The following is a 22,300-nucleotide window of genomic DNA, read 5'->3' as shown; positions in this document are numbered from 1 at the left end:
GCTGGGCGAGTGCTCGGCAGCCAGCGCGGCCTACAGAGTGTTGTTCAGATGTGTTCACTGTCAACGCTGAAAGTGTTCAGTTGTTCAAATTGAACACTGCGCAATCTGCGTTCATGGCTCTGTTCGATTTAAATTTTTTTATTAAAATGTATTAAATAACAATAACTTAAAGCTATTAAAGTGATGGGTTTTGCAGGCTGGCACCGAATTCGCTTATGCAGTGCAACGCGGTTTTTCGACCGCAGGGCACAACAATAATAAGGGCACGCCATGTCGCTTACCCTCGAGCATGTCACTCGAGTCGTCGATAACCAGCTGTATATCGACGACGCCTGTCTGAGTTTCGAACCTGGATCTTTCAACGTCTTGCTGGGCCGCACCTTGTCCGGCAAGACCAGCCTGATGCGTTTGTTGGCTGGCCTGGACAGGCCAAGCAGTGGGCGCATTCTGATGAATGGTGCGGACGTGACCGGAGTGCCGGTGCGTAAGCGCAACGTCTCGATGGTCTACCAGCAGTTCATCAACTACCCGACCATGACGGTGTTCGAGAACATCGCCTCGCCGCTGCGTCAGGCCGGCATCGGTAAAGACGAGATTGCCAGCAGGGTGCTGGAGACTGCGCGGATGCTGCATATAGAAGCCTTGCTGGAGCGCCATCCGCTGGAGTTGTCCGGTGGCCAGCAGCAGCGTACGGCCATGGCCCGGGCGCTGGTCAAGGATGCTGAGGTGGTGCTGTTCGACGAGCCCCTGGTCAACCTCGACTACAAGCTGCGCGAAGAACTGCGTCAGGAAATGCGCGAGCTGTTCAAGACCCGCCACACCATCGCGATTTACGCGACGACCGAGCCTAATGAGGCGCTTGCCTTGGGCGGCACTACCACGGTCCTTCACGAGGGCCGGGTGATTCAGAGCGGTAAAACTGCCGAGGTGTATCACCGTCCGCAGCAGGTATTGGCTGCCGAGTTGTTCTCCGAGCCGCCAATCAACTTGATGCCGGGGCGTATCACGGGCACCGAAGTAAGTTTCGCCGATGCCGTACATTTTCCACTCAATCCTGACCTGCAGGAAATTGCCGAGGGTGAGTACCGTTTTGGTGTGCGCCCCAGTCACATCGGGCTGGTGCCGTCGAACGACGACGATCTTGAGTTGGCAGTGACAGTCGATCTGGCTGAAATCAGCGGTTCGGAAACCTTCCTGCATGTGAGCAACGATCAGTTCGTCCTGGTTCTGCACTTGCCGGGGGTGCATGAATACGACGTCGACACGCCGATTCTGATCTACATCCCCACGCACAAATTGTTCGCGTTCGACACTCAAGGTCAGCTGGTGCAGGCACCGAGCCGTCGCGTAGGGAGGAGTGCCTGATGGCCGAGATTCGTTTGCAGAACCTGGCGCACAGCTACAGCCGTGAACCACAAGGGCCGGAAGATTACGCGATCCGTGAGATGACCCATGTCTGGGAGCAGGGCGGTGCCTATGCATTGCTGGGTCCCTCGGGTTGCGGCAAGTCGACCTTACTCAACATCATTTCCGGCTTGCTGGTGCCGTCCGAGGGGCAGGTGATGTTCGACATGCGCGAGGTCAACGAGCTCTCGCCGCAGGAACGTAATATCGCCCAGGTTTTCCAGTTTCCGGTGGTCTACGACACCATGACGGTGTTCGACAACCTGGCGTTTCCGTTGCGCAATCAAGGCATGGCCGAGCCACGGGTGATGAGCAAGGTGCACGAAATCGCCGAGGTGCTCGACCTGCACCCGCTGTTGCATCGAAAAGCCAGCAACTTGACCGCTGACGAGAAGCAGAAGGTCTCCATGGGCCGTGGTCTGGTGCGTGACGACGTGTCGGCGATTCTCTTCGACGAGCCGCTTACGGTGATCGATCCGCACCTCAAGTGGAAGCTACGGCGCAAGCTCAAGCAGATCCATGAGCAGTTCAACATCACCATGGTCTACGTCACCCACGATCAGTTGGAGGCTTCCACCTTCGCCGACAAGATCGCGGTGATGTACGGCGGTCAGATCGTCCAGTTCGGCACGCCGCGTGAACTGTTCGAGCGACCCAGCCACACCTTTGTCGGCTATTTCATCGGCAGTCCGGGCATGAACCTGATCAATGTCAGCCTTTGCGAGGGTGGGGTGCAGTTCGCCGACACCCGTCTGCCGCTGAGCCCGGCACTGAATACGCGCCTCGCTGAGATGAATTGGCAGACCTTGAAGGTCGGTATCCGCCCCGAGTTCGTGCATGTCTGGGATGGGCCCTACGAGGGCGCCCTGTGCGGCGATGTGGTGCATGTCGAGGATCTGGGTACCTACAAGATCCTCACCCTGCGCCTCGATGGTCAGGTGCTCAAGGTGCGCCTGCAGGAGGATCAACCGGTGCCGCAGCAGCAGGTCTACCTGAGCTTCCCGGCGCAGTGGCTGATGCTTTATGCCGATGACTACCTGGTGGAGGTGGCGCCATGAACAAGGTGCATAACAACAAGGCCTGGTGGTTGGTGCTGCCGGTGTTTCTGCTGGTGGCATTCAGTGCCATCGTGCCGATGATGACGGTGGTCAACTACTCCGTGCAGGACATCTTCGACCCCTCGACGCGTATTTTCGTCGGCTTCGACTGGTACAAGCAGGTGCTGCAGGACCCGCGCCTGCACGACTCATTGTTGCGCCAGTTCATCTATTCGGGATGTGTGCTGCTGATCGAGATTCCCCTGGGTATTGCCATAGCCTTGACCATGCCGACCAAGGGGCGCTGGGCCTCGTTGTGTTTGATCGTGATGGCCATTCCATTGCTGATTCCGTGGAACGTGGTCGGCACCATCTGGCAGATCTTCGGTCGTGCCGACATCGGTCTGCTCGGCTGGAGCCTGAACGAAGCGGGGATCGACTATAACTACGCTTCCAACACCATGGACGCCTGGGTGACGGTGCTGGTCATGGATGTCTGGCATTGGACCTCGCTGGTGGCGCTGCTGTGCTATTCCGGGCTGCGGGCGATTCCCGATGTCTACTATCAGGCCGCACGGATCGATCGCGCCTCGGCCTGGGCGGTGTTTCGTCATATCCAGTTGCCGAAGATGAAAAGCGTGTTGCTGATCGCGGTGCTGCTGCGCTTCATGGACAGCTTCATGATCTACACCGAGCCCTTCGTACTCACCGGGGGCGGGCCGGGCAATGCGACGACCTTCCTCAGTCAGACGCTAACCAAGATGGCCATTGGGCAATTCGACCTGGGGCCGGCGGCGGCCTTCTCGCTGGTGTATTTCCTGATCATTCTGCTGTTGTCCTGGCTGTTCTATACCGCCATGACCCATGCCGACAAGAATCGCTGAGGCTCCGACCATGAATCTACGAAAAAAAATGGTGCTGGCGCTGTATATCCTGTTTCTGCTGGTGCCGATCTATTGGCTGCTGAACATGTCGTTCAAGAGTAATACCGAGATTCTCGGCGGCCTGACATTCTGGCCGCAGGACTTCACTCTGGCCAATTACAAGGTGATCTTCACCGACCCCAGTTGGTACGAGGGGTACCTCAACTCGCTGTACTACGTGTGTCTGAACACCGTGATTTCGCTGACGGTAGCCTTGCCGGCGGCCTATGCGTTCTCGCGCTACCGTTTTCTCGGCGACAAGCACCTGTTCTTCTGGCTGCTGACCAACCGCATGGCGCCGCCGGCGGTGTTCCTGCTGCCATTCTTTCAGTTGTACTCCTCGATTGGCCTGTTCGACACCCATATCGCCGTGGCCCTGGCTCATTGCCTGTTCAGCGTGCCGTTGGCGGTGTGGATCCTGGAGGGCTTCATGTCCGGGGTGCCGAAGGAAATCGACGAGACGGCCTATATCGACGGCTACAGTTTTCCGAAGTTCTTCGTGAAGATCTTTATCCCGCTGATCGGCTCGGGCATCGGCGTCACCGCTTTCTTCTGCTTCATGTTCTCCTGGGTCGAACTGCTGCTTGCGCGCACGCTGACCTCGGTGAATGCCAAGCCGATCGTGGCGGTGATGACCCGCACCGTATCGGCGTCGGGGATCGATTGGGGGGTGCTCGCGGCGGCCGGGGTGCTGACCATCCTGCCGGGCATGTTGGTGATCTGGTTCGTCCGCAATCATGTGGCGAAGGGCTTCGCCCTTGGCCGGGTTTGAGGAGATAAGACTATGGGTTGGATGGCTTGGACTTTACCCACGGCAATTTTTTTCGGCGCCATCGCGCTGATACTGGTGGGCATGACCGTGTGGGAAATCCGCTCGCCCTGCGCAGAGCGTAGGGGCTTCCTGCCGATCGCGACGACTCGCGGTGATCGGCTGTTTATCGGGCTGCTCGGAAGCGCCTATTGGCATCTGCTGATACTGGGTGTAACCGATTGGTCGATCTGGATAGCCTCGCTGCTGTCCATGTTGTGGTTGTTTGCTGTGATGCGTTGGGGCTGAGGCAGAAATCAGCTGGCGAGGATGTGTGCTGCTGCAAGGGCGCCGATGGGTGTATCGATCTGCCGGTTGCCGATCTAACAATCAGAAAGGAGATGTCTATGTTCAACAATAACAACAAGACACGACATAGTGCGGCGCTGGCGGCTTTGCTCGCCTTGTCGGGCTTGAGTGGCGCTGCTTGGGCCGATGCTTACGAGGATGCGGCGAAGAAATGGATCGGTTCGGAGTTCGCACCGTCGACCCTGACGCCAGAGCAACAATTGCAGGAGTTGCAATGGTTCATCAAGGCGGCCGAGCCGTTTCGTGGCATGGACATCAATGTCGCCTCGGAAACCATCGCCACCCATGAATACGAGTCCAAGGTGCTGGCCAAGGCCTTCACTGAGATCACCGGGATCAAGATCAACCATGATCTGATTCAGGAGGGCGACGTTGTCGAAAAGCTGCAAACTCAGATGCAGTCGAACAAGAACATCTATGACGGTTATATCAATGACTCGGACCTGATCGGCACGCACTTTCGTTACGGCAAAGTGGTGCCGATCAGCGACATGATCGCCGGCGATGGCAAGGACTTCACCCTGCCGACCCTGGACCTGCAGGATTTTATCGGCCTGTCCTTTACCACGGGGCCGGATGGTAAGTTGTACCAGCTGCCCGATCAGCAGTTCGCCAACCTCTATTGGTTCCGTGCTGACTGGTTCGAGCGTCCCGAGTTGAAAGCCAAGTTCAAGGAGATCTACGGTTACGAGCTGGGCGTGCCGGTCAACTGGTCAGCCTACGAAGACATCGCCGAATTCTTCTCCGAGAAGGTCAAGGAGATCGATGGTCAACGTATTTACGGTCACATGGATTACGGTAAAAAGGATCCATCGCTCGGCTGGCGCTTCACCGATGCCTGGTTCTCCATGGCCGGTGCCGGCGACAAAGGCTTGCCTAACGGCCTGCCGGTAGATGAATGGGGCATTCGCGTCGAGGGCTGTCGCCCAGTGGGCTCCAGTGTCTCCCGTGGTGGTGATACCAACGGCCCGGCAGCGGTATTCGCCACCGGTAAATATGTCGACTGGATGCGCAAGTTCGCACCGCCGGAAGCGCAGGGCATGACCTTCTCTGAGTCGGGCCCGGTGCCTGCCCAGGGCAATATTGCTCAGCAGATTTTCTGGTACACCGCCTTCACCGCAGACATGACCAAGCCGGGGCTGCCGGTGGTTAACGAGGATGGCACGCCGAAGTGGCGCATGGCGCCGTCGCCGAAAGGTCCGTACTGGGAAGAAGGCATGAAGCTGGGCTATCAGGACACTGGTTCCTGGACCTTCCTCAAGTCCACTCCAGAAAAGCAGCGTTTGGCCGCCTGGTTGTATGCGCAGTTCGTAGTCTCCAAGACTGTCTCGCTGAAGAAGACCCTGGTAGGGCTGACGCCTATTCGTGAGTCGGATATCAACTCACAGGCCATGACCGATGCAGCACCGAAGCTGGGCGGTTTGGTTGAGTTCTATCGCAGTCCGGCGCGGGTGCAGTGGACGCCGACAGGTACTAACGTGCCGGATTACCCACGCTTGGCTCAGTTGTGGTGGCAGTTCATTGCCGAAGCAGCGAGCGGGGATAAAACACCGCAAGAGGCGCTGGATGGCCTGGCGGCGGCACAGGACACCATGATGGGGCGCCTGGAGCGTGCCGGGGTACAGGGTGACTGCGGTCCGAAGCTGAACGAGCCACGAGACCCACAGTACTGGCTGGATCAGCCGGGTGCTCCGAAGCCGAAACTGGCCAACGAAAAACCCAAGGGCGAGACCATCAACTACAGCGAACTGCTGAAGTCCTGGGAGCAGGCGCGCAACTAAGTGCTCTGTTAAGCATAAAAAAACGGCACCTTCGGGTGCCGTTTTTATGCGAGCTGGTATCAGTCGTGTAGGTGCTCGGCAGCGTGCAGGGTGTTTTCCAGCAGGCAGGCGCGGGTCATCGGGCCGACCCCGCCTGGTACCGGGGTAATCCAGCCTGCTCGGGGTAGGGCGGTTTCATAGACGACATCGCCGATCAATTTGCCGTCGTGCTGTCGATTGATTCCGACGTCGATGACGATGGCGCCTTCCTTGATCCATTCACCCTTGACCAGGCCTGGTTTGCCGGCGGCAACCACCACGATATCTGCGGCGGCAACATGGCCGGGCAAGTCCTTGGTGAATCGATGAGTAATAGTCACGGTGCAGCCCGCCAGCAGCAGTTCCATGGCCATGGGGCGACCGACGATGTTCGAGGCGCCTACCACCACGGCATGCATCCCATAAAGGTCGACACCAGTACTCTGCAGTAAGGTGATGATGCCTTTCGGGGTGCAGGGGCGCAGCAGCGGCATGCGCTGAGCCAGGCGGCCGATGTTATAGGGGTGAAAACCGTCGACATCTTTATCTGGGCGAATGTGCTCGAGTAGCAGCGAGGCATCCAGATGTTGCGGTAGTGGCAGTTGGACGAGGATGCCATCAATATTCGTGTCTTCATTCAAGCGGTCGATCAGGGCCAGTAGTTCAGCTTGGCTGGTGCTGGCGGGAAGATCGTAAGCCTGAGAGAGAAAGCCAACTTCTTCACAATCTTTGCGCTTGTGCGAGACGTAGACCTGAGAGGCAGGGTCGTTGCCGACCAGGATGACCGCCAGACCCGGTGCGCGCTTGCCTTGCTGACGTCGTTCGGTGACGCGCTGGGCTATCTGCTGGCGGAGGTTGGCGGCGATCGTTTTACCGTCGATCAGTTGTGCGGTCATTGCGCTTGGTTAACCATTGGAAAGGACTGAAAAAGGACGCGCATTCTCGCATGGCGAGGCGGGTGGGCAAAGGCACAAGCCCGGTAATTTCGCGTAACGCCTTTATCTCGCTGATTTTTTTAACTTTTAGTGTTGACGGCTGGTAAGTGCCTCTATAAGATTCGCCCCGCTTGTCGAGTACAGCCAAACACTGGGTAAGACGGCAAACGCGGGGGTTCAGGCTCTTGCAGATGTCGAAAGCTTTAAGTCTGCACTTGCAGATGGATAGGCGCCCGTAGCTCAGCTGGATAGAGCATCCGCCTTCTAAGCGGATGGTCGCAGGTTCGAGTCCTGCCGGGCGTGCCATTTGGCAGCTTTGGCACAAGCAAATGCAATATGGTGGGCGTAGCTCAGTTGGTAGAGCACAGGATTGTGACTCCTGTTGTCGTGGGTTCGATCCCCATCGTCCACCCCATATTCCAAAGCGCCAGGCCCAAGGCCTGGCGCTTATGTTTCAACGCCTTACCCTGCGGACGTGGTGGAATTGGTAGACACACTGGATTTAGGTTCCAGCGCCGCAAGGTGTGAGAGTTCGAGTCTCTCCGTCCGCACCATCTTTATCTTCTCTCCCGTTTGCCGCTTGCATCTAGGGTGACTTCTGTAAATTGACCCTCTAGAATGCATGCCCTTGATCTGGGGCCGGAAACGGCCGGCTTAATGTCTGTGCAACGAGGATTATCAATGCAAGTTTCTGTTGAAAACACTTCTGCTCTTGAGCGTCGCATGACCGTCGGCGTTCCCGTCGAGCGCATCGAGACTGAAGTCAACAAGCGTCTGCAGCAGACTGCCCGTCGCGCCAAGGTTCCTGGTTTCCGTCCTGGCAAAGTGCCGATGAGCGTCATTCGTCAGCGTTATGAAGACGCTGCTCGCCAGGAAGCCCTGAGCGATCTGATCCAGTCGACTTTCTATGAGGCCGTTGTCGAGCAGAAGCTCAACCCGGCCGGTGCTCCGGCTGTTGAGCCTAAATCCTTCGAGAAGGGTAAGGATCTGGAGTACGTCGCTACATTCGAAGTGTTCCCTGAGTTTCAGGTGACCGGTTTCGAGTCCATTGCCATCGAGCGCCTGCAGGCTGAAGTGGCTGATGCAGACCTCGACAACATGCTGGAAGTTTTGCGCAAGCAGAACACCCGTTTTGAAGCTGTTGAGCGGGCTGCCGAAGATGGCGACCAGCTGAACATCGACTTCGAAGGTAAAATCGACGGCGAAGTGTTCGCTGGTGGTTCGGCTAAAGCTACTCAGCTGGTTCTCGGCTCCGGCCGCATGATTCCAGGTTTCGAGGATGCCTTGGTGGGTGCCAAAGCAGGCGAAGAGCGGGTGATCAATCCGACATTCCCGGCTGACTACCAGAATCTCGATCTGGCCGGTAAGACCGCTGAGTTCAGCGTGACGGTTAACAGCGTTTCCGCTCCGCAGCTGCCAGAGCTGAACGAAGAGTTCTTCGCTCTGTTCGGCATCAAGGAAAGCGGCCTGGAAGGCTTCCGTGCCGAAGTGCGTAAGAACATGGAGCGCGAGTTGCGTCAGGCCGTTACCTCCAAGGTGAAAAACCAGGTGATGGATGGCCTGTTGGCAGCCAATCCGATCGAAGTGCCAAAAGCACTGCTGGCTAACGAAGTCAACCGTCTGCGGGTCCAGGCTGTTCAGCAGTTCGGTGGCAACATCAAGCCAGAGCAGCTGCCGGCAGAACTGTTCGAAGAGCAGGCTAAGCGCCGTGTAGTGCTCGGCCTGATCGTCGCCGAAGTGGTCAAGCAGTTCGAGTTGAAGCCGAATGAGGACCGCGTGCGTGAGATGATCAAGGAAATGGCATCCGCTTACCAAGAGCCTGAGCAGGTTGTGGCGTGGTACTACAAAAACGACCAGCAGATGAGCGAAGTACGCTCGGTTGTGCTGGAAGAGCAAGTTGTAGATACTGTTTTGCAGAAGGCCAATGTGACCGATAAAGCGGTCTCTTACGAAGAAGCTGTCAAGCCGGTAGAAGCACCCCCCGCCGCCTGATTTCTTTACCTCGTTCGAACATGCCATAAGCCAGCCTCCGCGCTGGCTTATGCGTATTTGAGACGTGACTATTTAGGGAGCAACTGCAAGACATGTCCCGTAATCCTCTGATGCAGCAAATGCCTGACATTCAAGCCGCTGGCGGCTTGGTGCCCATGGTTATCGAGCAAACGGCCCGTGGTGAGCGTGCCTACGACATTTATTCGCGCCTGCTCAAGGAGCGAGTGATCTTCCTGATCGGTCCGGTCGAAGACTATATGGCCAATCTGGTAGCCGCTCAGCTGCTGTTCCTTGAGGCAGAGAATCCAGACAAGGATATTCATCTGTACATCAACTCGCCGGGCGGCTCGGTCACTGCGGGTATGTCGATCTACGACACCATGCAGTTCATCAGGCCCGATGTGTCCACCATCTGTATCGGCCAGGCCTGCAGTATGGGGGCATTGCTTCTGACCGCCGGCGCTGCGGGTAAGCGCTTCTGTTTGCCGCACTCACGGATGATGATTCATCAGCCGCTGGGTGGTTTCCAGGGGCAGGCCTCGGATATTGAGATTCACGCCCGTGAGATCCTGACTATTCGCGAGCGCCTGAACAAGGTCTTGGCTGACCATACTGGCCAGCCACTTGAGGTGATTGCTAGAGACACCGATCGCGATAATTTCATGAGTGGTGAGACGGCAGTGGCCTACGGGCTTATCGACAAGGTCCTCGATAAGCGCCAAGCTTCCAGCTAATCAGCGCTGATCGCGCGCGACCGACAGGCTGTCGGTCGCGGTGTGGGCTTGAAAATGCCCGCATTTGCCTTCATCTTGTGTTTCAAGCCTACCGTATTGGATTTATCGAATGACTGACACCCGCAACGGCGAGGACAACGGCAAGTTGCTTTATTGCTCCTTCTGCGGCAAAAGCCAGCATGAAGTGCGCAAATTGATTGCCGGCCCCTCGGTCTTTATCTGCGACGAGTGCGTCGACCTGTGCAATGACATCATCCGCGAGGAGGTGCAGGAAGCGCAGGCCGAAAGCAGTGCGCACAAGCTCCCTTCGCCCAAGGAAATCAGCACCATCCTGGATCAGTATGTAATCGGTCAGGAGCGTGCGAAGAAAGTTCTGGCAGTGGCGGTATACAACCACTACAAGCGCCTCAATCAGCGTGAAAAGAAAGACGACGTCGAGCTGGGTAAGAGCAATATCCTGCTGATGGGCCCTACTGGTTCGGGTAAGACCTTGTTGGCCGAAACGCTCGCGCGACTGCTCAATGTGCCTTTCACCATCGCAGATGCCACCACGCTGACCGAGGCCGGTTATGTGGGGGAGGATGTTGAGAACATCATTCAAAAGCTGCTGCAGAAATGCGACTACGATGTAGAGAAGGCCCAGATGGGTATCGTCTATATCGATGAAATCGATAAGATTTCGCGCAAGTCCGACAATCCATCGATTACCCGTGATGTCTCGGGTGAGGGCGTGCAGCAGGCCTTGTTGAAGCTGATTGAAGGCACTGTGGCTTCCGTTCCTCCGCAGGGTGGTCGTAAGCATCCACAGCAGGAATTCCTGCAGGTCGATACGCGCAACATCCTGTTTATTTGTGGTGGTGCGTTCTCCGGCCTGGAAAAGGTCATTCAAGGGCGTTCGACCAAGGGCGGCATCGGTTTCAATGCAGAAGTCCGCAGCAAGGATCTTGGCAAAAAGATTGGCGAGTCACTGCGCGAAGTGGAGCCGGATGATCTGGTGAAGTTTGGCTTGATTCCCGAGTTTGTCGGTCGTCTGCCGGTGATCGCCACCCTTGATGAGCTGGATGAGGCTGCGCTCGTGCAAATCCTCACTGAGCCGAAGAATGCCTTGACCAAGCAATATGCCAAGTTGTTTGAGATGGAAGGTGTCGATCTGGAGTTCCGTCCAGACGCCCTGAAATCCGTGGCGAACAAGGCTCTGGAGCGCAAGACTGGTGCGCGTGGTTTGCGCTCGATTCTTGAGGGGATCTTGCTCGACACCATGTACGAGATTCCTTCGCAGTCGGAAGTCAGTAAAGTAGTCATCGATGAGAGTGTTATCGATGGCTCATCCAAGCCGTTGTTCATTTACGAAAACAGCGAGCCGCCAGCCAAGGCTGCGCCTGACGCGTAAACACGCTTGTTACATGGTTAAAGCAAGGGGCCTGCGGGCCCCTTTGCATTTCCATCTCTAGTGCTTGTTTTTTGCGGAGGCTGCCCCCATCTTAGGGGCAAGGGGCATCCCACCTGTTTACGGCCGTATGGCCGCAGTAGAGCCAAAATCATGAAGACAACCATCGAATTACCTCTCTTGCCGCTGCGCGATGTTGTGGTCTATCCGCACATGGTTATTCCGCTGTTCGTGGGGCGCGAGAAGTCCATCGAAGCCCTGGAGGCGGCGATGAAAGGTGAGAAGCAGATTCTGTTGCTCGCCCAGAAAAACCCTGCGGACGATGATCCCGGCGAAGCAGATCTCTATCGCGTGGGCACCGTTGCGACTGTATTGCAACTGCTCAAACTGCCCGATGGTACGGTCAAGGTACTGGTCGAAGGCGAGCAGCGTGGCGAAATCGAAAATTTTATCGAGGTGGAGGGGTATTGCCGCGCTGAAGTGCAGCTGATCGATGAGTCCGATGCTGTCGGGCGCGAGGCTGAAGTCTTTGTGCGTACGCTGCTTAGCCAGTTCGAGCAATACGTACAGTTGGGTAAAAAGGTTCCTGCTGAGGTGCTGTCTTCGCTTAACGGTATCGATGATCCTAGTCGCCTGGTCGATACCATGGCGGCGCATATGGCGCTGAAGATCGAGCAGAAGCAAGAAATTCTGGAAATCACTGATTTAACCGCTCGCGTTGAACACGTACTTGCCTTGTTGGATGCGGAAAATGATCTGCTGCAGGTCGAAAAGCGCATACGTGGCCGTGTCAAAAAGCAGATGGAGCGTAGTCAGCGTGAGTACTATCTGAATGAGCAGATGAAGGCCATTCAGAAGGAGCTCGGCGATGGTGACGAAGGTCTCAATGAGCTGGATGAGCTCAAAAAACGTGTAGAAAATGCAGGCTTGAGCAAAGAGGCTCACGCCAAGGCTCAGGCTGAACTGAATAAGCTCAAGCAGATGTCGCCGATGTCTGCCGAGGCGACCGTGGTCCGTTCGTATATCGATTGGCTGGTCAACGTCCCATGGAAGGCACAGAGCAAGGTGCGCCTTGATCTGGCGCGGGCTGAGGCCATTCTTGATGCCGACCATTACGGACTGGAAGAAGTTAAGGAGCGGATTCTCGAGTTTCTCGCCGTGCAGAAACGGGTGAAAAAGCTCAAGGGTCCGGTGCTCTGTCTCGTTGGTCCGCCAGGGGTCGGTAAAACTTCGCTGGCGGAGTCGATTGCTCATGCTACCAATCGCAAGTTCATTCGCATGGCCTTGGGCGGTGTGCGCGATGAAGCTGAGATTCGTGGTCATCGGCGGACTTATATCGGCTCGATGCCTGGGCGTTTGATCCAAAAAATGACCAAGGTTGGTGTGCGTAATCCACTGTTCCTGCTCGATGAGATCGACAAGATGGGCCAGGATATGCGCGGTGATCCGGCCTCTGCATTGCTCGAGGTGCTCGATCCAGAGCAGAACCACAATTTCAATGATCACTATCTGGAGGTCGATTATGACCTGTCCGATGTGATGTTCCTGTGCACCGCCAACTCCATGAATATTCCGGCGCCGCTGCTGGATCGTATGGAGGTCATTCGTCTGCCTGGCTATACGGAAGACGAGAAGATCAATATTGCCACCAAGTACCTGGCGCAAAAGCAAATCCAGGCGAATGGGGTGAAGAAGGGCGAGTTGGAGTTCGAAGAATCGGCCATTCGCGACATTATTCGCTACTACACCCGCGAGGCTGGGGTGCGCAGCTTGGAGCGGCAGCTGGCCAAGATCTGTCGCAAGGCAGTGAAAGAATACGCTCGCGATAAGCGCTTTCAAGTGCTGGTCACCGCCGATTCTCTGGAGCACTTCCTCGGCGTGCGTAAGCACCGCTACGGTCTTGCTGAGCAGCAGGATCAGATCGGCCAGGTTACAGGCTTGGCATGGACTCAGGTGGGCGGTGAGTTACTGACCATAGAGGCGGCAGTCGTGCCGGGTAAGGGGCAGTTGATCAAGACCGGTTCGCTGGGTGATGTGATGGTCGAGTCGATTACTGCGGCGCAAACCGTCGTGCGCAGCCGGGCGAAGAGCCTGGGGATCCCGCTGGACTTCTACGAGAAGCGCGACATCCACATCCACATGCCGGAAGGGGCGACCCCTAAAGACGGCCCCAGTGCGGGCGTAGGCATGTGCACGGCGTTGGTCTCGGCCTTGACTCTGATTCCAGTTCGCGCTGACGTGGCGATGACCGGGGAAATTACCCTGCGCGGTCAAGTGTTGGCCATTGGTGGGCTGAAAGAAAAGTTACTTGCAGCACATCGGGGTGGAATCAAAACCGTGATCATTCCAGAAGAGAATGTGCGCGATTTGAAAGAGATTCCGGAGAATATTAAGCAGGACCTGGAGATTAAACCGGTTAAATGGATTGACGAAGTCCTACAAATTGCGCTGCAATACGCCCCGGAGCCCTTGCCCGATGCGGCTTCAGGGCTGGTTGCAAAGGATGACAAGCGCGAGTCTGATTCCAAGGAGCGAATTAGCACGCATTAGCTGGGAGGGTTTCTTGACACAATTTTAGAGCCCTTGTTATAAAGCGGCTCTTATTGTGTCGGCAAGCCATCCAGTAGCAGTTTTGCTTACACTAAAAATCAAGAAACAAACTCAACAGAAATTAAGGGGACTTAGAGTGAACAAGTCGGAACTGATCGATGCTATCGCTGCATCTGCTGATATCCCAAAAGCTGTTGCTGGCCGCGCGCTGGACGCAGTGATTGAATCTGTCACTGGTGCTCTGCAGGCTGGTGATTCCGTAGTACTGGTTGGTTTCGGTACCTTTGCTGTTAAAGAACGTGCTGCACGCACCGGTCGCAACCCGCAAACTGGCAAGCCGATCAGCATCGCTGCCGCTAAGATCCCAGGTTTCAAAGCTGGTAAAGCCTTGAAAGACGCCGTTAACTAAGCGTCTTTCAGGTATTGCCCTCCAGGTCAGCTTAATCCCTGATCTGGCAGCGGAGCGGTAGTTCAGTCGGTTAGAATACCGGCCTGTCACGCCGGGGGTCGCGGGTTCGAGTCCCGTCCGCTCCGCCAGTTACGAGAAGGCGCATCCTCGGATGCGCCTTTCTTCTATCCGGATTTTACCCACACTGCGCGGCTGCTTAATTTTGTACAGTCGTTCTGGGGGACACATGCTGCAGAACATCAGGGACAATTCACAGGGTTGGATTGCTAAAACCATTATTGCCATCATCGTCATGCTCCTGGCGTTGACCGGTGTCGAGGCTATTTTTACCGGCTCCAGCAACAGTCAAGATGCCGCTAAAGTGAACGGCAAAGAAGTCAGTCTGAATGAGCTCGGGCAAGCGGTTGAGATGCAGCGTCGTCAATTGCTGCAGCAGCTTGGCCGTGATTTCGATGCATCCTTGCTGGACGAGAAACTGCTGCGTGAAGCCGCTCTGAACGGTCTGATTGACCGTACGCTGTTGCTGCAAGGCGCGACTGACGCCAACTTCGCATTTTCTCAGCAAGCGCTGGATCAAGTGATTCTGCAAACCCCCGAGTTTCTTGTGGACGGCAAATTCAGCGCAGAACGCTTCGATCAGGTGATCCGTCAGCTTGGCTATAGCCGGCTGCAGTTTCGCCAGATGCTTGAGCAGGAAATGTTGATTGGTCAGCTGCGCGCGGGCTTGTCCAACAGTGGCTTTGTCACCAGCGCTGAAATAACCGCGTTTGCTCGCTTGGAAAAACAGACCCGCGATTTCGCGACCTTGACCCTGAAAGCCGACAGCTCTGCGGTTCAGCTGAGTGATGATGACATCAAGGCATACTACGATGCGCAAGCCACTCAGTTCATGAGCCCGGAGCAGGTAGTTCTGGATTATGTCGAGCTGAGCAAGGAGGGCTTCTTCGCTCAGGTCGAGGTGAGTGACGAGGCGTTGCAGAGTGCCTACGAGAATGAAATCGCCAACCTGGCTGAGCAGCGTCAGGCTGCGCATATCCTGATTGAGGTGAGTGATTCACTCAGCGATGAGCAGGCCAAAGCCAAGATTGAGGGCGTGCAAAAGCGTCTGCAGGAAGGCGAAGATTTCGCCGCGCTGGCAGAAGAGCTTTCTGACGATCCGGGTTCCGCTGCCAACGGTGGCGATCTGGGTTATGCCGGCCCCGGGGTTTATGACCCGACTTTCGAGGAAGCCTTGTATGCCTTGAAGGATGGCGAAGTGTCCGTGCCGGTACGCAGTGAATTCGGCTGGCACCTGATCAAGCTGTTGGGCGTGCAGGCGCCGGAAGTCCCAAGCTTTGCCAGCTTGAAAAGTAAGTTGGAGCGTGAACTTAAGGCGCAAAAGGTTGAACAGCGTTTTGTTGAAGTCAGCAAAGAGCTGGAAGACTCAGCGTTTGAGGCGTCTGACTTGGCTCAGCCCGCGCAGGAACTGGGGTTGGAGATCAAAACCACTGAAGCTTTCGGGCGTGAAGGTGGGCAGGGCTTGACTGCTAACCGTCAAGTTATTCAGGCGGCGTTCAGTGCCGAAGTGCTGGAAGACGGCAGTAACAGCAGTGTTATCGAGCTTGATCCGAATACTGCCGTGGTAGTGCGCGTCAAAGAGCACAGAAAGCCTGAGCGGTTAGCGCTCGAGCAAGTGGCGGACAGCATACGCACGCAGTTAACCGAGGTTCGTGCCAGTGAAGCCGCTAAGGCGCAAGGCGAGGAGCTCCTGGCTGCTCTGCAGGATGGCCAGACCCCGGTTGATCAGGCCTTGGCGGGACAGACTTGGAACGTAGTTGAAGCGGCTACACGCAGTCAGGAAGGCGTTGAGCCGGTTGTACTTCAGGCGTTGTTCCGTATGCCCAAGCCGACGGATCGCGAACAACCAACTTTTTCCGGTGTCAGTCTGAATAACGGCGATTTTGTGATTGTCCGTTTAAACGGCGTGAGTCAGCCTGAAGAGACCCTGAGTGCGGAAGATAAGGCCATGTACGGCCGCTTCCTGGCCTCGCGCAGTGGTCAGCAGGACTTTGCCGCGTTTCGTAAACACCTGAAGGATAAAGCGGATATCGAGCGTTTCTGATTCCACCTGTCTAGTCCTGAAATAGGTTTACACCTGTTTCACTCTCAAAACGCCCGGTGCACCGCATCGGGCGTTTTGTATTTCAAGGCCAGATGTGGCCGCTCTTCGTTATAAATAGCCACCGATTCGCCCACCATCTTCCGAGCCTCTGCCAGGTCTTTTGGCCGACGCAGCAGGAATTCCATCTTCAAAATACCGTTCACTCGCTCGGCCATCGCGTTTTGGTAACAGTCGTACCCGTCGGTCATTGAACAGGTAATGCCATGCTTGATGTGCAACTGCTGATAAAGGTCTGAGCAGTACTGGGCGCCGCGGTCAGAATGATGGATCAGAGGTTGGTCTGTTTCTCTCTCGCTGACAGCGCTCTTCAGAGCCTTGAGCACCGACTCCGTGTGCAACGTCTCATGCACGTGATGCCCTACGATTTTGCGTGAGAAGGCATCGGTCACCAGGCTTAGGTACGCTACATTTTCCTGGGTCGGCAGGTAGGTTATGTCGGCGACCCAAACTTGTTCAGGGCCCGTAGCAACAACCTGTGCTGGGCCGTCTTTTAGCAGATTGGGATGGCGTCGGAAGCGATGATGGCTGTGGGTGGTTTTGTGATAAGCACGTTTGCGTGGCACCAGTTCACGCGCCTCTCGCAGGATTGTGAACAACCGATCTCGCCCGACTTGCAGCGATGTTCTAGCTTCAATATGCAGTAAATGGTGCAGCTTGCGCGTTCCTAGCCGGGGCTGGCGGCGACGCTTTTCCAAGACAAAATCCAGCACGCCTTGATCGTGTTGGGCGCGGGCCTCGTATGCCCGGATTCGCTTGTAATAAGCCTGGCGCGAAATTTCCATAAACAGGCAAGCCCTAGTGATGCTCAGGCCTTCGATTTGCCCTTGCGAGAGGACTTGCCGGGTCGCTTTTTTACGATAGAAACGCCGTAGTCGTTTTTCAGAACGTTCACGACAGCTTCAAAAAATTGAGCCTTCTGGTTGCTCATCGTGAGCTGTTCTTCAAGCTCCTTGATCCGCTGCTCAGGCGTCAGTGGTGTGGATGACTTGTGCACGGCGCGGGTTCTCTGAACTCGAATGGATGCGCCTTGGCTCCAGTCCTGTCGACCATGTTTGCGTAACCAAACCAGCACTGTCGACCTACCCTGGATGCCATAGCGGGTTTGAGCGTCTTTATAACTCAACTCGCCTTTTTCAACTTGATCTACAACCGCCAATTTAAAAGCCAAGGTGTAATCGCGCTGACTGCGCCTTTTCCCCGAATCCATTGCGCCCTCCTGAAAATAGGTCAGAAGGTGTAAACCTTATTCAGGACGGGACAACCAGCATAAAAAAGGCCGCTTTAAGCGGCCTTTTTTATGCTTGAGTTTTAGCTGTCAGTCTTCGTCCATAGCGCCCATTGCAGTGGTGTTGAAGCCGCCATCGACGTAGAGGATTTCACCGCTGATACCGGACGCCAGATCGGAGCAGATGAAGGCGCCGGCGTTGCCGACTTCCTCAATGGTCACGTTGCGACGCAGTGGCGTCTGCTTCTCGTTGGCGGCAAGCATCTTGCGGAAGCTCTTGATGCCGGAGGCTGCGAGCGTGCGGATAGGCCCGGCGGAGATGGCGTTAACGCGTGTGCCCTCTGGACCAAGGCTGCCGGCCAGGTAGCGTACACCGGCTTCCAGGCTGGCTTTGGCCATACCCATCACATTGTAGTTCGGCATGGTCCGCTCGGCGCCCAGGTAGGACAGAGTGAGCAGGCTGCCATTGCGGCCCTTCATCATCTCGCGACCGGCTTTAGCCAGGGCTACCAGGCTGTAGGCGCTGATGTCATGAGCAATGCGGAAGCCTTCGCGGGTGGTGACGTCGGTGAAGTCGCCGTTCAGCTGGTCGCCTGGGGCGAAACCAACCGAGTGGACGATGCAGTCCAGACCGTCCCATTTCTTGCTCAGGGCCTCGAAAACCGAGACGATTTCCTCATCGCTGGCCACATCACAAGGGAAGCACAGTTCAGGGTTGGAACCCCAGCCTGCAGCGAACTCTTCGACCCGCCCTTTGAGTTTTTCATTCTGATAGGTGAAGGCCAGTTCAGCGCCTTCGCGGTGCATGGCCGCGGCGATACCCGAGGCGATGGACAGTTTACTGGCAACGCCAACGATCAGTACGCGCTTACCGCTTAGAAAACCCATGTGTGTTCTTCCTCTTCCTGCGTTAAGGATTAGTCGACAGTGGCTGGGGCCATGAAGGCGGCTTCCAGCAACTGCTGTGTATAAATGTGCTGAGGTGCCGCGAAGATCGTGTCTGCACGGCCTTGTTCGACCACCTGACCCTCCTTGACCACGATCAGATGGTGGCTGATCGCTCGAACCACCGCCAAATCATGGCTGATGAACAGGTAGCTCAGGTTGTACTTGGCCTGCAATGCTCGCAACAGCTCGACTACTTGGCGTTGAACTGTACGGTCGAGCGCAGAAGTCGGCTCGTCCAACAGTATCAGCGCCGGCTTCAGCACCAGTGCACGGGCAATAGCAATCCGCTGCCGTTGTCCACCGGAAAACTCGTGAGGGTAGCGATGCCGGGTTTCCGGATCCAGACCTACCTCCAAAAGCGCGTCGATAATCGCTTGTTCCTGCTCTGCATCCGTCCCCATGCGGTGTATGCGCAAGCCCTCGCCGACAATCATGCCGACCGACATCCGTGGGCTCAGGCTGCCGAATGGATCCTGAAATACCACCTGCATCTGCCGGCGCAGCGGGCGCACCTCCTGTTGTGACAAGCCGTCCATGGCCTGGCCTCGAAAGCGAATGGCGCCCTGACTGCCGAGCAGCCGAAGAATGGCCAAACCGAGGGTGGACTTGCCGGAACCGCTTTCGCCGACGATGCCCAGGGTTTGGCCCTGAGGCAGGCTGAAATTGATTCCATCCACCGCTTTCACATAATCGACGGTTTTGCGCAGTAGTCCTTTCTTGATCGGGAACCACACGCGCAGGTTGTCGACTTCCAGGATCGGTTCACCGGGCGGGTTGGCCACAGGCGAGCCGCTGGGCTCGGCACCGAGCAGTTCCTGGGTATAGGGATGCTGCGGTGCATGGAACAATGATTCACACGACGCTTGTTCGACGATCTGTCCGCGTTGCATGACACATACTCGATGAGCAATTCGTCGAACCAGGTTGAGATCGTGACTGATCAGCAGCAGGGCCATACCCAGGCGCGCTTGTAGCTCTTTGAGTAATTCGAGAATCTTCAGTTGGACGGTGACATCCAGAGCGGTGGTTGGCTCATCGGCAATCAACAGCTCGGGTTCGTTGGCCAGGGCCATGGCGATCATCACCCGCTGGCGTTGGCCGCCTGACAGCTCATGCGGGTAGGCCTTGAGGCGTTTGTGTGGCTCGGGAATGCCGACCAGGTCCAGCAGCTCAAGTGTGCGTACTGTGGCGGCTTTACCTGTCAGGCCCTTGTGCAGCGCCAACACTTCGTTGATCTGCTTCTCGATGCAGTGCAACGGGTTAAGGGAAGTCATCGGCTCCTGGAAGACCATGGCAATGCGATTGCCACGGATGCCACGCAGCCTGTTCTCACCAAGCTTGAGCAGGTCTTCTCCGGCGTAATGAATGCTGCCCGTGGGGTGCTGGGCCAGCGGGTAGGGCAGCAGTCGCAGGATCGAGTGCGCGGTGACTGATTTGCCGGAACCGCTCTCGCCAACCAGGGCTAGCGTCTCACCACGGCAGATATCGAAGCTGACGGCTTCGACCACCCGTTGTTTTGAATCGCCGGTGACGAACTCGACAGCCAGGTCACGGACTTCGATGAGGGGGGGGGAATCGGTCATCTTATTTCCTCGGGTCGAAGGCATCACGCGCCGCTTCGCCGATAAACACCAGCAGGCTCAACATGATCGCCAGTACGGCAAAGGCACTGATGCCCAGCCATGGCGCTTGCAGGTTGGACTTACCCTGGGCGACCAGTTCGCCCAGCGATGGTGCGCCAGGCGGCAGGCCGAAGCCGAGAAAATCCAGCGCGGTCAGGGTGCCGATGGCGCCCGTGAGGATGAATGGCATGAAGGTCATGGTCGACACCATGGCGTTAGGCAAGATGTGGTTGAACATGATGGCGCCGTTCTGCATGCCCAGGGCGCGGGCGGCACGGACATATTCCAGATTGCGGCCGCGGAGGAATTCGGCACGCACCACATCGACCAGGCTCATCCAGGAAAACAGCAGCATGATGCCCAGCAGCCACCAGAAGTTCGGTTGCACAAAACTGGCGAGGATGATCAACAGGTACAGCACTGGCAGGCCTGACCAGACCTCCAGAAAGCGTTGCCCGATCAAGTCGACCCAGCCGCCGTAAAAGCCCTGCAAGGCTCCGGCGAACACGCCGATGATCGAGCTCAGCACGGTCAGGACAAGGGCGAACAGCACCGAGATGCGAAAGCCGTAAATCACCCGCGCCAATACGTCGCGGCCCTGGTCGTCGGTGCCCAGCCAGTTAGCGCTGGAGGGGGGGGCGGGGGCGGGCACCTCCAGGTCGTAATTGATGCTGGAATAGCTGAAGGGGATGGGCGGCCAAAGCGTCCAACCATCTTTTGCTTCGATCAGCTCCTGAATGTACGGGCTTTTGTAGTTCGCTTGCAGCGGAAACTCGCCGCCGAACACGGTTTCCGGGTAACGCTTGAGCACCGGGAAAAACCACTCGCCGTCATAACGGACAGCGAGCGGCTTGTCGTTGGCGATCAGCTCGGCACCGAGGGTGACGAAAAATAGCGAGAGGAAGATCCACAGCGACCACCAGCCGCGTTTGTGGGCCTTGAAGCGCTCAAAGCGCCGTTGATTGAGCGGGGAGAGGGCCATTTCAGTGCTCCCGGCTTTCAAAGTCGATACGCGGATCGACCAGGGTATAGGTGATGTCGCCGATCAATTTCACGATCAGACCCAATAAGGTGAAAATGAACAGGGTGCCGAAGACCACTGGGTAATCACGGTTGATGGCCGCCTCAAAGCTCATCAGGCCGAGTCCATCGAGGGAGAAGATCACCTCGATCAGCAGGGAGCCGGTGAAGAACAAACCGATGAAGGCTGCCGGGAAGCCGGCGATGATGATCAGCATGGCGTTGCGGAACACATGGCCATACAGCACGCGGTTGTTGGTCAGGCCCTTGGCGCGCGCGGTGACCACATATTGTTTGTTGATTTCGTCGAGGAAGCTGTTTTTGGTCAGCAGGGTCAGGGTGGCGAAGTTACCGATGACCAGCGCGGTGATCGGCAGGGCCAGGTGCCAGAAGTAATCAAGCAGCTTGCCGGCAAAGCTGAGTTCATCGAAGTTGTTCGAGGTCAGGCCACGTAACGGAAACCAGTCCAGGTAGCTGCCGCCGGCGAATACCACGATCAGCAGGATGGCGAAGAGGAAGGCTGGAATCGCGTAGCCGACGATGATCGCGGAGCTGGTCCAGACGTCGAAGGCACTGCCATGCCGGGTGGCCTTGGCGATGCCCATGGGGATCGAGACCAGGTACATGATCAGGGTGCTCCACAACCCGAGAGAGATCGACACCGGCATCTTCTCGATGATCAGGTCGATGACCTTGGCGTCGCGAAAGAAGCTTTCGCCGAAGTCGAGTTGGGCGTAATTCTTCAGCATGATCCAGAAACGCTCGGGAGCCGGCTTGTCGAAGCCATACAGGCGCTCGATCTCGGCGATCAGGTCTGGGTCGAGCCCCTGCGCGCCGCGATAGTTGGAGCCAGCCACGGCCACCTCGGCACCGCCGCCGGCGATCCGGCTGGTGGCACCCTCGAACCCCTCCAGCTTGGCGATCATCTGTTCCACGGGACCACCGGGAGCGGCCTGGATGATGAGGAAGTTGATCAGCAGAATGCCGAATAGGGTGGGAATGATCAGCAACAGGCGACGGATAATATACGCCAGCAT

18 protein-coding genes and 4 tRNA genes are annotated in these 22,300 nt (G+C 56.7%); 16 read left to right on the top strand and 6 right to left on the bottom strand.

Annotated elements, in window-relative coordinates; translation table 11 throughout:
• Positions 1 to 270: 270 nt before the first annotated feature.
• From TMS3_RS12975 to TMS3_RS12950, 6 genes are all read left to right on the top strand, one after another.
• Positions 271 to 1,365: an ABC transporter ATP-binding protein gene (locus tag TMS3_RS12975; RefSeq protein ID WP_025165705.1), complete on the top strand. Its 1,095-nt coding sequence runs from the start codon at positions 271 to 273 to the stop codon at positions 1,363 to 1,365.
• The gene (locus tag TMS3_RS12970; RefSeq protein WP_025165704.1) at positions 1,365 to 2,462 is read left to right on the top strand and encodes an ABC transporter ATP-binding protein; all 1,098 of its coding nucleotides are present in this window, start codon (positions 1,365 to 1,367) and stop codon (positions 2,460 to 2,462) included. The genes TMS3_RS12975 and TMS3_RS12970 overlap by 1 nt, the downstream gene beginning before the upstream one ends.
• Positions 2,459 to 3,325: a carbohydrate ABC transporter permease gene (locus TMS3_RS12965; protein WP_025165703.1), complete on the top strand. Its 867-nt coding sequence runs from the start codon at positions 2,459 to 2,461 to the stop codon at positions 3,323 to 3,325. The genes TMS3_RS12970 and TMS3_RS12965 overlap by 4 nt, the downstream gene beginning before the upstream one ends.
• A gap of 10 nt (positions 3,326 to 3,335) precedes the next feature.
• Positions 3,336 to 4,136, top strand: a complete 801-nt coding sequence (locus TMS3_RS12960) for a carbohydrate ABC transporter permease (RefSeq protein ID WP_025165702.1) — start codon at positions 3,336 to 3,338, stop codon at positions 4,134 to 4,136.
• 12 nt (positions 4,137 to 4,148) lie between these two features.
• The gene (locus TMS3_RS12955) at positions 4,149 to 4,421 is read left to right on the top strand and encodes a DUF2160 domain-containing protein (protein WP_025165701.1); all 273 of its coding nucleotides are present in this window, start codon (positions 4,149 to 4,151) and stop codon (positions 4,419 to 4,421) included.
• Positions 4,422 to 4,519: 98 nt separating this feature from the next.
• Entirely contained in the window at positions 4,520 to 6,262 is a 1,743-nt protein-coding gene (locus TMS3_RS12950) for an ABC transporter substrate-binding protein (protein WP_025165700.1), read from the top strand.
• A gap of 59 nt (positions 6,263 to 6,321) precedes the next feature.
• Here TMS3_RS12950 and folD read toward each other — a convergent pair whose 3' ends face one another.
• The gene (gene folD, locus TMS3_RS12945; RefSeq protein ID WP_025165699.1) at positions 6,322 to 7,176 is read right to left on the bottom strand and encodes a bifunctional methylenetetrahydrofolate dehydrogenase/methenyltetrahydrofolate cyclohydrolase FolD; all 855 of its coding nucleotides are present in this window, start codon (positions 7,174 to 7,176) and stop codon (positions 6,322 to 6,324) included.
• Positions 7,177 to 7,444: 268 nt separating this feature from the next.
• On the opposite strand from folD, the gene TMS3_RS12940 reads away from it, so the two are divergent.
• From TMS3_RS12940 to TMS3_RS12895, 10 genes are all read left to right on the top strand, one after another.
• Positions 7,445 to 7,521: transfer RNA gene (locus tag TMS3_RS12940), tRNA-Arg, on the top strand.
• Between the two features lie 33 nt (positions 7,522 to 7,554).
• Positions 7,555 to 7,630, top strand: a tRNA-His gene (locus TMS3_RS12935).
• Between the two features lie 54 nt (positions 7,631 to 7,684).
• Positions 7,685 to 7,769: transfer RNA gene (locus tag TMS3_RS12930), tRNA-Leu, on the top strand.
• Between the two features lie 127 nt (positions 7,770 to 7,896).
• Positions 7,897 to 9,207: a trigger factor gene (gene tig / locus TMS3_RS12925; RefSeq protein ID WP_025165698.1), complete on the top strand. Its 1,311-nt coding sequence runs from the start codon at positions 7,897 to 7,899 to the stop codon at positions 9,205 to 9,207.
• Between the two features lie 92 nt (positions 9,208 to 9,299).
• Positions 9,300 to 9,941, top strand: coding sequence for an ATP-dependent Clp endopeptidase proteolytic subunit ClpP (gene clpP, locus TMS3_RS12920; protein WP_025165697.1), 642 nt, complete (start codon positions 9,300 to 9,302; stop codon positions 9,939 to 9,941).
• 109 nt (positions 9,942 to 10,050) lie between these two features.
• Positions 10,051 to 11,331, top strand: a complete 1,281-nt coding sequence (gene clpX / locus TMS3_RS12915; protein WP_025165696.1) for an ATP-dependent Clp protease ATP-binding subunit ClpX — start codon at positions 10,051 to 10,053, stop codon at positions 11,329 to 11,331.
• 150 nt (positions 11,332 to 11,481) lie between these two features.
• Positions 11,482 to 13,878, top strand: coding sequence for an endopeptidase La (gene lon, locus TMS3_RS12910; protein WP_025165695.1), 2,397 nt, complete (start codon positions 11,482 to 11,484; stop codon positions 13,876 to 13,878).
• A 136-nt stretch (positions 13,879 to 14,014) separates the two neighbouring features.
• Entirely contained in the window at positions 14,015 to 14,287 is a 273-nt protein-coding gene (gene hupB, locus TMS3_RS12905) for a nucleoid-associated protein HU-beta (RefSeq protein ID WP_025165694.1), read from the top strand.
• Positions 14,288 to 14,338: 51 nt separating this feature from the next.
• Positions 14,339 to 14,415, top strand: a tRNA-Asp gene (locus tag TMS3_RS12900).
• Between the two features lie 98 nt (positions 14,416 to 14,513).
• Positions 14,514 to 16,388: a SurA N-terminal domain-containing protein gene (locus TMS3_RS12895; protein ID WP_025165693.1), complete on the top strand. Its 1,875-nt coding sequence runs from the start codon at positions 14,514 to 14,516 to the stop codon at positions 16,386 to 16,388.
• Between the two features lie 44 nt (positions 16,389 to 16,432).
• On the opposite strand, the gene TMS3_RS12890 is transcribed toward TMS3_RS12895, so the two are convergent.
• The 5 genes from TMS3_RS12890 to TMS3_RS12865 form a co-directional block, all read right to left on the bottom strand.
• Positions 16,433 to 17,655, bottom strand: a protein-coding gene (locus tag TMS3_RS12890) for an IS3 family transposase (RefSeq protein ID WP_200929663.1) whose coding sequence is annotated in 2 segments (ribosomal slippage) — positions 16,433 to 17,304 and positions 17,304 to 17,655 — 1,224 coding nt in all. Because the reading frame shifts where the segments join, the coding sequence is not laid out codon by codon here.
• A 108-nt stretch (positions 17,656 to 17,763) separates the two neighbouring features.
• Complete coding sequence (gene fabI / locus TMS3_RS12880; protein ID WP_025165690.1) at positions 17,764 to 18,561, bottom strand: enoyl-ACP reductase FabI; 798 nt, start codon at positions 18,559 to 18,561, stop codon at positions 17,764 to 17,766.
• 29 nt (positions 18,562 to 18,590) lie between these two features.
• Positions 18,591 to 20,204 carry an ABC transporter ATP-binding protein gene (locus TMS3_RS12875; protein ID WP_025165689.1) on the bottom strand — a complete coding sequence of 538 codons (1,614 nt, stop codon included), beginning with the start codon at positions 20,202 to 20,204 and terminating at the stop codon, positions 18,591 to 18,593.
• Between the two features lies 1 nt (position 20,205).
• Positions 20,206 to 21,225, bottom strand: a complete 1,020-nt coding sequence (locus tag TMS3_RS12870) for an ABC transporter permease (RefSeq protein WP_025165688.1) — start codon at positions 21,223 to 21,225, stop codon at positions 20,206 to 20,208.
• 1 nt (position 21,226) lies between these two features.
• Positions 21,227 to 22,300 carry a microcin C ABC transporter permease YejB gene (locus tag TMS3_RS12865; protein ID WP_025165687.1) on the bottom strand — a complete coding sequence of 358 codons (1,074 nt, stop codon included), beginning with the start codon at positions 22,298 to 22,300 and terminating at the stop codon, positions 21,227 to 21,229.

The sequence above is a fragment of the Pseudomonas taeanensis MS-3 genome (assembly GCF_000498575.2).
Taxonomy (GTDB): domain Bacteria; phylum Pseudomonadota; class Gammaproteobacteria; order Pseudomonadales; family Pseudomonadaceae; genus Aquipseudomonas; species Aquipseudomonas taeanensis.
Note: the sequence above shows the minus strand (reverse complement) of the source record. Positions and strands in the feature narration are given on the sequence as shown.

What these genes read in the sequence shown, in the direction of transcription:
- clpX (WP_025165696.1), top strand. Translation starts at nt 10,051, where the DNA reads ATGACTGACACCCGCAACGGCGAGGACAACGGCAAGTTGCTTTATTGC.
- TMS3_RS12870 (WP_025165688.1), bottom strand. Translation starts at nt 21,225, where the DNA reads ATGGCCCTCTCCCCGCTCAATCAACGGCGCTTTGAGCGCTTCAAGGCC.
- TMS3_RS12865 (WP_025165687.1), bottom strand. Translation starts at nt 22,300, where the DNA reads ATGCTGGCGTATATTATCCGTCGCCTGTTGCTGATCATTCCCACCCTA.
- TMS3_RS12960 (WP_025165702.1), top strand. Translation starts at nt 3,336, where the DNA reads ATGAATCTACGAAAAAAAATGGTGCTGGCGCTGTATATCCTGTTTCTG.
- fabI (WP_025165690.1), bottom strand. Translation starts at nt 18,561, where the DNA reads ATGGGTTTTCTAAGCGGTAAGCGCGTACTGATCGTTGGCGTTGCCAGT.
- lon (WP_025165695.1), top strand. Translation starts at nt 11,482, where the DNA reads ATGAAGACAACCATCGAATTACCTCTCTTGCCGCTGCGCGATGTTGTG.
- clpP (WP_025165697.1), top strand. Translation starts at nt 9,300, where the DNA reads ATGTCCCGTAATCCTCTGATGCAGCAAATGCCTGACATTCAAGCCGCT.
- TMS3_RS12975 (WP_025165705.1), top strand. Translation starts at nt 271, where the DNA reads ATGTCGCTTACCCTCGAGCATGTCACTCGAGTCGTCGATAACCAGCTG.
- TMS3_RS12895 (WP_025165693.1), top strand. Translation starts at nt 14,514, where the DNA reads ATGCTGCAGAACATCAGGGACAATTCACAGGGTTGGATTGCTAAAACC.
- folD (WP_025165699.1), bottom strand. Translation starts at nt 7,176, where the DNA reads ATGACCGCACAACTGATCGACGGTAAAACGATCGCCGCCAACCTCCGC.
- TMS3_RS12875 (WP_025165689.1), bottom strand. Translation starts at nt 20,204, where the DNA reads ATGACCGATTCCCCCCCCCTCATCGAAGTCCGTGACCTGGCTGTCGAG.
- tig (WP_025165698.1), top strand. Translation starts at nt 7,897, where the DNA reads ATGCAAGTTTCTGTTGAAAACACTTCTGCTCTTGAGCGTCGCATGACC.
- TMS3_RS12950 (WP_025165700.1), top strand. Translation starts at nt 4,520, where the DNA reads ATGTTCAACAATAACAACAAGACACGACATAGTGCGGCGCTGGCGGCT.
- TMS3_RS12965 (WP_025165703.1), top strand. Translation starts at nt 2,459, where the DNA reads ATGAACAAGGTGCATAACAACAAGGCCTGGTGGTTGGTGCTGCCGGTG.
- TMS3_RS12955 (WP_025165701.1), top strand. Translation starts at nt 4,149, where the DNA reads ATGGGTTGGATGGCTTGGACTTTACCCACGGCAATTTTTTTCGGCGCC.
- TMS3_RS12970 (WP_025165704.1), top strand. Translation starts at nt 1,365, where the DNA reads ATGGCCGAGATTCGTTTGCAGAACCTGGCGCACAGCTACAGCCGTGAA.